Genomic DNA, 13,007 nt, shown 5'->3' on the forward strand with positions numbered 1-13,007 from the left:
CGGGTTCGCCCTCGTCTACGGCGCGGAACGAAGGCCTGACGTCGAGGTTGAATGCTAGGCACCCTTTTGTTTCAGCAGAGCCCTAAGGCGTTCGACCTCGGCGAGGGCGGCTTCCTTGGCTTGGAGTGCGGCTTCCTTGGCCCGTCGCTCGGCTTCTTTAGCCTGTCGTTCCGCTTCCTCGGCGGCCCGTGCCTCGTGGAGCTCACGTTGGATCCCGCGCTGCTGACGCAGGAACTCCTGACGCGCCTGATAGGCGTGATACTCGCGCTCTTTCTCGGAGAAGGCGTTCAAGGTACTCATGGCTTGCCTCATCTCAGCGGTGTGCATCCAGTCGGGCAGCGTGGCCTCATCGAAGCGCTCGGCTTCCTTGAAGAATTTTAGCCAACGTTCACGCTCGGTTTCGACCTGTGCAGCCGCAAATTTGTTCAGCTCCAAGACCCAGATGCCGCCGTGGTCGATCAGATCGTAGCCCCGATCGTCGCGCATGCGGTAGCGGCGCGCATAGGCGGAATCATCCCGACGCAGCGATTGGTCGAGAATCCAGATCGCATACGTGGGTTTGAGCTCGCGATGGTCCTGTCCGCTCTGCAGCTGTTGGCTGTAAAGATCGGCCCAGCCGTAGAGGATGCGCGAGGCGAGATCCGCGAAGACCAGCAACTGGATCTCGATCTGGAACAGTCGCCGCGTCGCGTCGCGGGCCTTGACGTCGACGATGGTGAGCTTGTCGGAAAAGGTCTCGCGCTCGTTGTAGGGATTGAGGATCTCCACCTCTGTGATCGGATCGGGCAGATCGTCGACCAGCACAGCGTTGAGAAAGTGGATCAACAGGGCGCGGTTGTCCTCCGAGCCGAGCAGGGCCTTGAAGACGCAGTCGACTTTGGGATCGATGGGGTGGCGCATGGGGCGAGTGTAAGGCGCCGAACCCGTGTTTACAAATCGTGTCCGAACGCAGTTCGCCTCCCAACCCCGGGATCGGCGACTTGCAGTCGACTCGGCGTCCGTCAGGTCGGCGCCGCCCGCCGATCGCCTCACGGGAACTGAGCGCGGCTAGACGCAATGTGCATGCCGCACCCCATGATCCAACCGGCGTTCCGGACCGCGCCAATTGACTGCACCCGACGACGAAGTTTGGCACAATGCCGAAGGATCCAAGCCGAGCAGGCGCCTGTTCAAGAGTGGATGGAGCTGCAATGGACCCAACAACGACACCACTGCGGCCACTCAATCCGAACCCGGCCCTTCATCGTGCCCCAGGCAACGGTAACGAAGGCCGGGACAACGGGCTCAAACCGTTCGGCTGCGTCGCCTCCCCGATCATGACCGCTTCTCGGGAGTGCACCTCGGACCGCGATCCCCGGACCTCACACTACCATCACCTGGCTCTACGTGGTCGGCTTGGATCACGCGCCCGCGCATTTATCCGTCGCAGCGTCCAGGGCGGAATATGCCCGCGAGGATCTGCGCCGAGCGCTCGTGCATGAACTCACCGACGTGGGTTTCGGGGTCGATTGCGGTAACCCCGACCACGGCACCGAAATCTACTCAGCGGCGTCGTCATGAAGCTGGTGGCATGAGGAAGGCGGGAAATTTCAGGCGGGCTTGTACCAGATGCTTAGACGGTTTGAGTGGGGGTATGCTTGGATAATAATCAAAGCGCTCACGGGTGGTTGCAGTCGTGATTGCGGTGATGATCATGCTGTCCTTGCCTTAGTTTCCATTTAACGCAACGGTCTATATGAAATTGCGCATGCGGAAAAATAAATATGACGTCACCTATTGAGGGAGTGTTGAATCATTCGCAGCGAGAAGGTCTTGAGATTGAGGAGTTTATTTTTCATATCATTGAGCCTAATGCAACGGACGCTAGTTCAGTGATCTTCTTGGATGAAGTCCAGTTGCAATCCAAGCAGAAATCCTTCTTTTTAGATCGATTGCGTGATATAGCCGAGGGGACCCAATATGTATTTAAGCCTGATTCTGTTCACCTAAAAGAGAAGTGTGAGCAGATTGTTGGTTCGTCCGCGCAATTCGTCGAGTTATCGCGTCATATCGCGGCCGATTTCTCCGAACGCCACCAAGGGCAAATGGCTGCTGGCGTCTTTGTCGTTTCTGTCGTCAAGTATCTTGTTGCGCCGAACGATTGGAGAAGGCTGGTATTTTTGGTAAAAATGGATAAGCGGCCGTCTTTCTCATATAGCTATACGGAGCAGCAGGGGCGGCGTGTCGCGGTGGTAGAAGAAATCGAGAACTCCCTGAACGAGACTAAGTCTGCGATTCAGAAAAGTGCGCTCATCGACGTGGCTGATCAGTTTGTTTGGGACGTGCTGGCATTTGACCGAGTCACGAGGACTGGTCTGAGTGACTACTTCCGAAATTTTCTTGGAATCAGGGAGCGCCAAGAGGACTCTACGCTAACAAGAAAGGCGCACGCTACTGTTCGTAAGTGGGCCAAGGCGCTTTCGTTCGAGCAATTGGCGCCTGGGGAAGACGCAAATACGATCGCAGGCCGATCTCTTAATTATTTAAGCGATCACGACGCTTTTGATACTGACTCCTATCTTGACGCTGTTATACGCGATACCAATGATGAAAGGAAGGCGCTGCTTGTTGCGTGTCTCCGCGAGTGGCTTTCTGAGGCAGGGGTTTCAGGGCAATTATTTAGACCACAACCAGGATCCCTAAAGAGTAAAGAGAGGAAGCAGGTATACGTTACTGCGGAAGGGGTTACTATAGCCTATGAGGGCTCCCCGGAAGTTGCTGGTATTACCGTGAAAGAGCTCTCCGGAAGTCGTAGGCTTATCCAGATTGAGACCAATCGGCTTGAGATAAAGGGCTAGTTTCGATGAAAACCCTTAAGGACCTGCTGGAATCTGTTAATGACCTAGCAGTTTTTGCATCAGCAGTTATTGAGGAAGCCCGTCGCATCACTTTGGAGGGTCATTCGCGAGTTCCAGAAATTGGGTTACGTATCACTCGTGTTATCGACGCCGCCGTAGCTCTCGGTGTAGATGGTCCTGTCGTATTGATTGACGAGGTCTCGGTTGTCCGCGACGATTTGACTGACGCTTTGGAGGACGGCGGAACATGGAGAATCGTGCTCGCGAAGACCCCTCTTGCCGCCAAGCTCCGTGCCAGAAATGATGAAGATACCGTACTGTTTTTTTCTCTCGAGGGTTTCCACGAATGGTGGGCTACGCTCGATCCGTTCGCACACCCTTCAGGGGCCGAGCCAGATTTCTGTCGCCCAACTACAATAAGGGTACATGGCCTAACAGAAGGAATTGGAGGGCCATACCTTTGGGTGCTGCCCCTCGAAGCCATTGCGCCCGCCCTCTCCCTGTACAGTATTCCGAGTTCTTTAGACGTTCAGAGATTAATTCATTTAAGCACAACAGATAGTTCTTTGCGGATCTGCCCTGACGGTTTCGCTCTTACCTGGGGCGTTCGTGATTGCGCTGTCTTAGTTCCTCTTATGAGGATAAGTGCGCTAGTTCTTTCCGCATGTCTTGTGCAAGAACTTAGGTTTGTGGGCGGCGAGTACAAAATTGCATTGCGCGGAGCAAAACATATTTCGCTTTCATTAGCGCAGCCTATGGAGAATGTTACATGTATAACGCTAAAATCACTTGTTGAAGCTGTTATCTGGGTCTATGAAGAGCGACCGGAGACACGGCTGCGCCTAATAATGGATCGGCTTTCCATTGACAGCGATCCAGGCGATACATTTCTTGCAAGTTTGGCAAACAACCTTACGGAAGCGCTGCGGCAAGCTCGCGATAGTTACGCCTTTGTTATTCTTGAGCGCAAAGACGCATACTATAAAGAGATGCGGGAACTAATGAAGGATATGAAGTCGCAAGCGGATTTATACGCGGCGAAAGTTCGCGACCTAGTGGCGTCGCTTACGCGTGACATCTTGGGTGTATTGTTCTTTATTGGTTTTTCGTTTATCGGGAAGTTTGATCAAAAGAATCTAATGACCCTGTTAGGCAGCGAAGAACTCTCGCTTCTGCTTAAATTCCTTGCGGGATATTTGGTCTTGTCATGCGCGCTTCAGATAGTCGCGAATTGGCGGGATGCGAAGCTTTCTTACGCCGAAAGCGAAAGTTGGCTAGAGGTCTTGCAGAACTATACTTCAAGAAAGGAGAGAAGAGAGAGCTTTCTCCGACTCCTGCAGAAGCGTAGGATCACGTTGTTAGTTGCGATGTGGATAGTTTGCGTCGTCTATGGGTTCTTGAGTATCGTAATTTGGAACCTCCCGAGCTTCGTGAGGTTTTTTTTGGTATAAACAGGAAAGCGCCGCGAGCTGCCTCCCGAATAAACGGAAAGGTGATGAACGTCGTGACGCCGTCGGCGATTTTCGAGCCACCGGCGGGCGCATACCATCGGGCATTTCCACTCGCAGCGAGGCCACGGCGATGTTGCAACACTCGATTGAATTCCAGCCTGGCAAAACGTCGTAGGCATTTTTCGCACGATACCGCAGAGAAGGCCAATGCGCCGCGGCTTTGGAGGCAACTTGACACAAAGGGATACGCCGCTTGTGGCGGACCCTGATCTTGAGCCGGTGGAATCCGTTGTTCGCCGATCTGCCGGTGGAGAGCATCATTCATGCGCATCAGCAGGACTACTACCGAGCGCTGGCCGAGAGCAACGCCGAGGGTGCGTCGACCCTCTTCGTCGAGTTCGTGCTGGGGGTGATTCGGGAGGCATTGATGTCCTCGACCGAACAAGCTACCGAACAAGGCACCGAACAAGCTGGCGAACAAGTTCTGAACCTGGTGGCGCGGATGGGCGAGGGCGATTACTCGGCCAAGTCGCTGATGGCGCTCATTAGGTTGTCGCATCGGCCGACCTTTCTTTACGACTATCTGCACCCTGCGGTTGTCGGTAGATGGCTTGAGCTGACGCGTCCGGAGACACCGACGAGCCGCAAGCAGGGGTATCGGCTGACGCGGTCGGGGCGGCAGCTTGTGTTGGAGCTACGGCAGCGTGATGGGGGGCGGGCTTAAGGTCCGATGCCGGTTTGGATCAGCCGTCGTAATGAAAACGACAGGCGATAATGACCAGCTCGGTGTCGGTCGCGCGGTAGGCCAGGCGATGGGTGTCGTCGATGCGACGCGACCAATAGTAGCCCGACAGATTGCCGCGCAGGGGCTCGGGCTTGCCGATCCCGGCGAACGGCTCGCGAGCGGCGTCCGTAATCAGGGCATTGATCCGTTTCAGCGTTTTTCGGTCTTGATGCTGCCAATAGAGGTAAGCATCCCAAGCGTCGGGGACGAAGCGGATCCCGCGCACGATCAACCGCAGTGCGCGTCGAGTAAGGTTCGCGGCTGGGCCTCGCCCGCCTGATCCTGCCGAATCGCGCGGGCCAGGGCCTCGGCGTTGGCGGGTGTCGAGAGAAGATGCAGGGTCTCCACCAGGCTGTTGTAGTGGTCGAGGGACATCACTACGGCATCGCCCTCGGCATCTCGACGGCTGATAATGGTCACGTCCGCATCCCGAACGACATCATCCAGCACGGATTTTAGGGCGTTGCGCGCATGGGAGTAGGTGACGACTTTCATGGCATCAGACCTGTTCAAAAACTTGATCAAGTGTACCATCCTAGTGGAGCGGTGCAGCGATTCCGAGACGGTCCGAGATTATTTTCGTTGTCGTAATCGTATCGATGGTCGATTACGACAACGACAACGAACGTTCTCGACATCTCTGCTGTGCTGCAAGAGATCCGGCAGTTCACGTCCTTCGATCCGGAATCCTCCCGACAATCGCGACACGCCCGCCTTGAGCCCGTCGCCGACGATGGATCAGTCGGCGACGGGGCGACCGCCTATCCGCCCGCCTCGGTGGCCTTGGCCTCGGCCGTCGTCTGCACGCCGGCGTCTTCGTCCGCATCCTCGGGTTTCGACTGTAGCCAGGCCCCCCCTTTCTCGCCGAGCCACTGGAACATGACGTAGAGCGCCGGGATCAGCAGGATGCCGAAGATCACGGCGAAGAGCATGCCGCCGAGCACGGTGGAGCCCAGATGGATGCGGGCGTTGGCGCCGGCGCCGGTCGCGAGCACCAGCGGCATGAGGCCGATGATGAAGGCGAGCGCGGTCATGAGCACGGCACGGAAACGCATGTGCGCGGCGATGAGGGCCGCGTCCAGCAGGCTCTTGCCGCCCTCGCGCTGCTCCTTGGCGAACTCCACGATGAGGATGGCGTTCTTGCCGGCGAGGCCGATCAAGAGGACCAACCCGATCTGGGTGTAGAGGTCGTTGTCGAGTCCGGCGAGCCAAAGGGTGACAGCGGCACCCAGGATGGCGACGGTCACCGAGGTCAAGACGGCGAAGGGGATGGACCAGCTCTCGTAGAGGGCGACCAGGAACAGATACCCGAAGAGGACGGCCAAGCCGAAGACGGCGATCTCTCCGCCGGCGCTCTGTTGTGACTCCTGCAGGGACAGGGCGGTCCATTCGAAGCCGTAGCCGTCGGGAAGGGCCTTTTTGGCGGCCTCCTGCATGGCGGCCATGGCGTCGCCCGCCGAGTGTCCGGGGGCCGGGCTGCCGCTGATCATCGCCGTGAGGAACTCGTTGTAGCGGAAGACCAGATCCGTCCCCAGCTCCTCGCGGATGGTCGCCAGGGTGCCGACGGGGACCATGGCCCCGCTGGCCGAGCGGACATAGGCGCCCGCGAGATCGTCCACCGTCATGCGGGCGTCTTGGTCGGCCTGGACGTTGACCTGGTAGGTCTGTCCCAGATAGGTGAAGTTGTTGACGTACGTGCTGCCGAAGGTGGCCTGCAGTGTGTTGAAGACATCGGAGACCGGCACGTCCAGGTACTGCGCCTTGGTGCGGTCGAGCTCCAGGTAGAGCTGCGGGACGTCGGCGCTGAATGACGAATAGGCCCTGCCGATGCGCGGATCCTGCTGGGCCGTGGCGATCAGACCCTGCAACGTTTGGGTCAGCTCTGTCGGTGACTGACCGCCGAGGGCCTCGAGCTGCATGGTGAAGCCGCTGGCCTGGCCGAGCCCGGGGATGGGCGGCGGCGGGAAGAGGAACACCGTGGCCTCGGGGATGGCGCTCATCTGCCCCTGGAGGTTTTCAAGGAGACCTTTTATCCGCAGCTCGGGGGTGGTGCGTTGGTCCCAGGGGTCGAGGACGATGACGCCCATGCCGCTGTTGGACGAGGGCGCGCTGGTGAGCATGCTGAAGCCCGAGACCGTCATGACGTTGGCAACACCGGGCGTACGCGAGGCGATCTCCTGGACTTGGGTGAGCACATCCGTGGTGCGCGGCAAGGCGGAGCCGCTGGGCAGGCTCACATCGACGAAGAGCACGCCCTGGTCTTCGTTGGGGATGAACCCGGTCGGCAAGCGGCCGAGGAGCAGCACCGCCGCGATCCCGATGACGACGATCAGCAGGCCCGCGATCGCCGCGCGTCGGGCGAAGATGCGGACGATGCTCACGTAGCCGTTGCGGGTCTTGTCGAAGCCCGCGTTGAACCAGGCGAAGGGGCCACGTTTGGCCTCCTTTGGTTTGCGCAGAAAGAGCGAGCAGAGGACCGGGGAGAGCGTCAGCGCGTTCAGTGCGGAGATGGCCACCGCCGCCGAGATCGTCAGCGCAAACTGGCGGAACATCTCCCCCGAGATGCCGGGCAGGAAGGCGACCGGAGCGAAGATCGCAAAGAGCACCAGGGTCGTGGAGATGATGGGTCCGGTCACCTGCTCCATTGCCTTGAGGCTGGCGGCCCGCCGATCCAGCCCCTCCTCGAGCATGATGCGTTGGACGTTCTCCACCACCACGATGGCGTCGTCCACGACCAGACCGATCGCCAGGACCACCGCGAAGAGACTGATGGTGTTGGCCGAGAACCCGGCCGCGAGCAGGACGACGAAGACACCGATCAGGGATACCGGGATGGTCAGCGCCGGGACGATGGTCGCGCGCAGGTCCTGCAGAAAAATGAAGACGACCAGGAGCACGATTACCGAGGTAATGCCCAAGGTGAAGACGATCTCCTGAATCGACGCCTTCACGAAGAGGGTCGAGTCGTAGATGACCTCGGCCTCGACACCGGCGGGGAAACGGGTCTTGAGTGTTTCGAGCTCGGCGCGGACCGCCTCGGCGACATCCAGCGCGTTGGCCTGCGGCGATTGATAGATGCCGATGGCCGCAGCCGGCTTGCCGTTCAGGAAGGAGATCTGGTTGTAGGATTCAGCGCCCAGCTCGACTCGGGCGATGTCCTTGATGCGCACGATGGCCCCGTCCTCTCCCGTACGCACGACGATCTGCTCGAACTCGCTCGGCTGGACCAACTGGCCTTCGGTCACGATGGCGTATTGGAGCACCTGATCGTTGGCGATGGGTGGGCCGCCGATCTGTCCGAGTGCAGCCTGAAGGTTCTGAGCCTGAATGGCGTCGATGACGTCGCTCGGGGCGATCCCGAGCGCGGACATCAGCTCTGGCTCGAGCCAGATGCGCATGGAATAGTTGAGCGGGCCGAAGAGACTGGCCTCGCCGACGCCGGGGATGCGCGCGACCTCGTTCTGGATATTGATGGTGGTGAAGTTGGACAGGAAGATCGGGTCCTTGCTGCCGTCCGGTGAATAGACGTTGATGAAGAGCAGCAGGTTGGTGGACTCGGCCTGGACCGTGATGCCCAGCGCCTGCACCTCTTGGGGCAACTGGGCGAGGGCCTGAGAGACCCGGTTTTGGGTGTTGACCTGAGCGATGTTCGGGTCGGTGCCCACCTCGAAGGTCACCGTCAGGTTGTAGGTGCCCGCGGAGGAAGCGGTCGAGGACATGTAGATCATGCCTTCGACGCCGTTGACCTGCTGCTCGATCGGGCTGCCGACCGTGTCGGCGATGGTCTGGGCGTCCGCACCCGGGTAGCTGGCCGTGACCTGCACCACCGGCGGGACGATGTTCGGATACTGAGAAACCGGGATGTTGGAGATCGACAGGAGTCCGGCCACCACGATGATGGTCGAGACCACTGCGGCGAGGCGTGGCCGATCGACGAAGACCTTGGAGATCATGGTCAGCTCCCCGGCTTCGGCGCAGTTTGGGGTGTGGTCTGATCCGCTGTGTCTTTTTCTGTCGTCTCGGGATCTGTCGTCGCAGGCCCTGTCGTCTCGGACTTGGCCGCGCCGGTCTCGCTCGCGGGCGCCGGGGGTGTCTTCTCGGACGGGGCGTCGCTTGTGCCGTCGGCTTTGGTGTCCTCCGCCTCTTCGGGCGCAGCCGCTTGGGTCGGCGTCACCACCATCCCGGGCTTGATTTTCTGAATTCCCGAGACGACGACGATCTCGCCTTCCTTCAATCCGGAGTCGACGACGAAATCGGTCCCCATCTGACTGCCCGTCTTGATGGAACGCAAGGCCACCCGATTGTCCGGACCCACGACATAGACCTGTTTGCCGTCCTTGGTCTGGATGACCGCCCCGGCCGGAATCACGGGCTGGCGCTTCTGCTCGGCGGTGTGGATGAGCGCCGTGATGAACTGGCCCGGCAGCAGCACGCCTTCCGGGTTGGGGAAGTCCGCATAGATGGCGATCGAGCCGGTGCTGGCGTTGATCTGGTTGTCGACGAAGGCGATCTTGCCTGGTTGCGCATAGGTCGCGCCGGTCGGGAGGATCAGCTCGGGTACGTAGTTTTGAAAGTTCTCGCCCGGGGTGCCGGCCGCCTCCGTAACGCGCACGAAGTCGGCACTCGGGATCGAGAAGACGGCGCGGATCGGGTCGAGCTGCACCACGGTGGAGAGAACCTTGCTGTTCGGCCCGACGAGATTGCCGATGGTGTAGTTGGTCGCGCCGATGCGCCCGTCGATGGGGCTTGCGATGGTCGTGTAACCGAGGTTGATCTGGGCGGTCTTGATGTCGGCTTGGGCCTGAAGCACGGCGGCCTTGGCCTTGTCCACGTTCGCCTTGGCCATGTCGCGCTGAGCCCGCGACCGATCGAACTCGGACTGGGATGTGTCGCCCTTCTTCACCAGCGCCGAGAAGCGATCGAACTGGGCCTGCGCGTCCAGCAGGTCCGCTTCCGACTTGGCGACTTCGGCGACGGCCGAGGCCAGCTCGGCGTTGGCCGCGTCGAGCTGGGCCTGGAACGGGGCCTGCTCGATCTGGTAGAGGAGCTGTCCGGTCTTGATCAGCGAACCCTGGTCGAAGGCGACCTCGTCCAAGAACCCCTCGACCCGCGCCTGGACGCTGACCTGTTGGATCGCCTGGATGGTCCCGATGAAGCGGCCGTGGTGGTCTACCAGTTGGGTTTCCACGGCGGCGACCACGACGGCGGGCGGGGGCGGGGTCTCGTCCGCACCCGCAGCCGGTTTGTCCGCTGCGTGGACCGGCGACCCGACCGTCAGGGTCAGCAGCGCGGCGGTCAGCGGCGGCCGCGCCGAGTCGAGCCACGAGCCGGTGCGTCGGCCGGGTGTTCTTGAATGCGTCGTCGTCATTGGCGATGCCTCTCCTTGGGGCACGGGGGTAGGCGCCGACATCCTCGTCCGGGATGCGGGGCGGCGGGGATTCGGCGTGGAAGTAAGCTGGCTGCGGGGCAGGCCGGCCATGTCCGAGCTCCGAGCGATGCAGGTTCCAACCTGTCGGGGCTTCGGCAACGTGACGGGTGTAGGGTCGGTCATGGTGCTCCGGGGGCGCTGTCGGACGGCCGAATGGTGCAAGTCGCGATGGCCCGGATTGTACAGCGGAGCATCTCGGGCGGGGGACTGGTCGACGCCGAATCATGCCGGGAATGCGATGCGGTCGACGGCTTCCTTCGGAATCGATGGCGGTTGCCGATCGGGCACGAGACGTCCGATGGCGTCCGCCCCTGTCGGAGCGGCGTAGGCGATGGTATAAACGCGCCTGTCGATTCCCCATCCGGGCGGTATCGACCGGGCCAATGCAGCATCGCGCCCCGCAGCAGGAGCCCCGCAGCGTATTCGCGTGCCGCGGTTACTTGGTCTCAACCTGTTTGGGCGAGGACATCGATGTCCCCTAGATTGCGCTTCCGCCACCCTTGGTTTCCGGCGTTGCTCGCATGTGGTCTGCTGCTCGCCGCGGGGCTCGCCCGGGCGGCGAGCGACGACGCGGGCGGCGCGGCTATGCCTCCGGCCGAAAAGCCGCCGACCCTCGCCGAGGCGTTGGATCTACCCTCGATCCCGAACGCACGCTGCCTCAAGTGCCACAACGACGAGGACGAGAAGACCTCCGAGCGCGAAGACGGGACCGTGATCAACATCTATGTGGATCGCGAGCGTTTCGAGCACAGCGTGCACGGCAAGCAACCCTGTGTCGGCTGCCACAACACGGTGAAGAAGGCGATCCACGAGATCCCGCTGCCCAAGAGCATCGGCTGCGTGGCCTGCCATCTCAAGACGGCCGAGCTTCAATACGGCAGTACGGACCCGGAATACCGGCGGCTGGACGTGGTGCTGTCTCAGATCGACGGCTACATGGCCTCGGTGCACGCCCGGCCCAATCTGCTGGACCAGTCCAAGACCAACGCCACCTGCTACGACTGTCACGACGGCCACAACATCGGAACCGTCGGCAGCGCGGCGCGCGCCGAGCATCGCAGCCGGATTCACGAGGTCTGCGGTCGCTGTCACGAAGAGCAGAAGGACCACTACGCGAAATCCGTCCACGGAACCGCCGTCATCGAGAAACAGAACGCCGGCTCCGCCATCTGCTCGGACTGTCACACCCCGCACAACATCGACTCGCCCGACCGGACCAAGGTCAAGCTCACCATCACCGAGAATTGCGGGAGCTGCCACCAGAAGCAGGTCGAGACCTACGAAAAGTCCTATCACGGCCAGGTGGTGCGTCTGGGCTATACGCACACCGCCAAGTGCTACGACTGTCACGGCAGCCACGGGATCATGGATGTGGACGACCCGGCGTCGAAGGTGCACCCGAACAATCGGCTGGAGACCTGCCGCCAGTGCCACGAGGGCGCGCCCGAGGGATTCCTCGGCTTTCACGCCCACGGCGACGCCAACGACTTCGAGAACTACCCGGAGATGTGGATTGCCGCCCGCTTCATGGAAGTCCTGATCATCGCAGTCTTCCTCTTCTTCTGGACCCACATGCTCCTGTGGATCTATCGCGAATGGCGGGAGCGCAAGGAGGGCAAGGGCTATCGCGTCGATCCCGACAATCCGCCGCAGGTCTATTTCAGACGCTTCAGCGGCGGCTGGCGGCTGGCGCACGGCGTGTTGGCCATCGCCGTCATGACCTTGGTCCTGACCGGCACGGCCGTGCTCTTCGCCGAGCAGGCGTGGGCCCAGTACGTCATGAATCTGCTCGGCGGTCCCAAGGTGGCCGCCGTGATCCACCGGGTGGCCGCCGTTACCTTCGCGGCCGTCTTCTTCGGGCACCTGATTGTCGTGGTCGTCAATATCGCGCGGGCAGGCAAGGGCTTCCGTTGGTTCGGTCCGACATCGATGGTGCCCAATTGGCAGGACATCCGCGACATCGGGGCCATGTTCAAGTGGTTCTTCGGAATGGCCCCACGGCCGAAGTTCGACCGCTGGTCCTATTGGGAGAAGTTCGATTATTGGGCACCCTTCTGGGGCATGATGATCATCGGTCTGAGCGGTCTGATGCTCTGGTTCCCTACCGTGACGGCGTCCTTTCTGCCCGGTTGGGTCTTCAACATCGCGACCATCGTGCATGCCGAGGAGGCGATCCTGGCCGCGGTCTTCCTCTTCACGGTGCATTATTTCAACGTCCATTTCCGGCCCGAGAAGTGGCCGATGGACATCGTGATGGCAACCGGCGCTGTGCCTCTGGACGAGTTCAAGCACGAGCATGCGCTCGAGTACGAGCGACTCGAGGCGAGCGGCGAGCTCGAGAAGTATCTGATCAAGCCGCCGACCGAGCGGGCGCGTCACGCCGGGCGCAAGGTCACCGGCTGGATGATCATCATTGGCCTGATCTTGGCGGGGCTGGTGCTGAAGGGGTATTTCGACGTTCTAAGCGGCCACTGAACGGGCGTTAAGAGCGATTCAAAAACAACCGA

The 13,007-nt window shown here is 60.6% G+C and carries 9 protein-coding genes; 4 read left to right on the forward strand and 5 right to left on the reverse strand.

The window, feature by feature from the left end:
• Positions 1–54 precede the first annotated feature (54 nt).
• Positions 55–900: an Rpn family recombination-promoting nuclease/putative transposase gene (locus BLV04_RS01515; RefSeq protein WP_093027412.1), complete on the reverse strand. Its 846-nt coding sequence runs from the start codon at positions 898–900 to the stop codon at positions 55–57.
• An 863-nt stretch (positions 901–1,763) separates the two neighbouring features.
• Between BLV04_RS01515 and BLV04_RS01520 the strand changes: the two genes are divergently transcribed.
• The 3 genes from BLV04_RS01520 to BLV04_RS01535 all read left to right on the forward strand — a co-directional run bounded on the left by BLV04_RS01520 (position 1,764) and on the right by BLV04_RS01535 (position 5,012).
• Positions 1,764–2,837, forward strand: coding sequence for a nucleoid-associated protein (locus BLV04_RS01520; protein ID WP_093027414.1), 1,074 nt, complete (start codon positions 1,764–1,766; stop codon positions 2,835–2,837).
• A gap of 5 nt (positions 2,838–2,842) precedes the next feature.
• Positions 2,843–4,288 (forward strand): hypothetical protein, encoded by a 1,446-nt coding sequence (locus BLV04_RS24260; protein ID WP_139191843.1) that lies wholly within the window; start codon positions 2,843–2,845, stop codon positions 4,286–4,288.
• 271 nt (positions 4,289–4,559) lie between these two features.
• A complete protein-coding gene (locus tag BLV04_RS01535; RefSeq protein ID WP_175534444.1) occupies positions 4,560–5,012 on the forward strand; it encodes a Fic family protein in 453 nt (150 codons plus the stop codon).
• Positions 5,013–5,031: 19 nt separating this feature from the next.
• Here BLV04_RS01535 and BLV04_RS01540 read toward each other — a convergent pair whose 3' ends face one another.
• From BLV04_RS01540 to BLV04_RS01555, 4 genes are all read right to left on the reverse strand, one after another.
• Entirely contained in the window at positions 5,032–5,304 is a 273-nt protein-coding gene (locus BLV04_RS01540) for a Txe/YoeB family addiction module toxin (RefSeq protein WP_443080475.1), read from the reverse strand.
• Positions 5,301–5,567: a type II toxin-antitoxin system Phd/YefM family antitoxin gene (locus tag BLV04_RS01545; RefSeq protein ID WP_093027859.1), complete on the reverse strand. Its 267-nt coding sequence runs from the start codon at positions 5,565–5,567 to the stop codon at positions 5,301–5,303. The genes BLV04_RS01540 and BLV04_RS01545 overlap by 4 nt, the downstream gene beginning before the upstream one ends.
• A gap of 266 nt (positions 5,568–5,833) precedes the next feature.
• Positions 5,834–9,025 carry an efflux RND transporter permease subunit gene (locus BLV04_RS01550; RefSeq protein ID WP_093027420.1) on the reverse strand — a complete coding sequence of 1,064 codons (3,192 nt, stop codon included), beginning with the start codon at positions 9,023–9,025 and terminating at the stop codon, positions 5,834–5,836.
• 2 nt (positions 9,026–9,027) lie between these two features.
• Entirely contained in the window at positions 9,028–10,440 is a 1,413-nt protein-coding gene (locus tag BLV04_RS01555) for an efflux RND transporter periplasmic adaptor subunit (protein WP_175534445.1), read from the reverse strand.
• 531 nt (positions 10,441–10,971) lie between these two features.
• Between BLV04_RS01555 and BLV04_RS01560 the strand changes: the two genes are divergently transcribed.
• On the forward strand, positions 10,972–12,975 hold the full coding sequence (locus tag BLV04_RS01560; RefSeq protein WP_093027424.1) for a multiheme c-type cytochrome: 2,004 nt from the start codon (positions 10,972–10,974) through the stop codon (positions 12,973–12,975).
• The last annotated feature ends 32 nt before the right edge of the window (positions 12,976–13,007 follow it).

It is taken from the genome of Thiocapsa roseopersicina (genome assembly GCF_900106925.1).
Lineage (GTDB): Bacteria > Pseudomonadota > Gammaproteobacteria > Chromatiales > Chromatiaceae > Thiocapsa > Thiocapsa roseopersicina.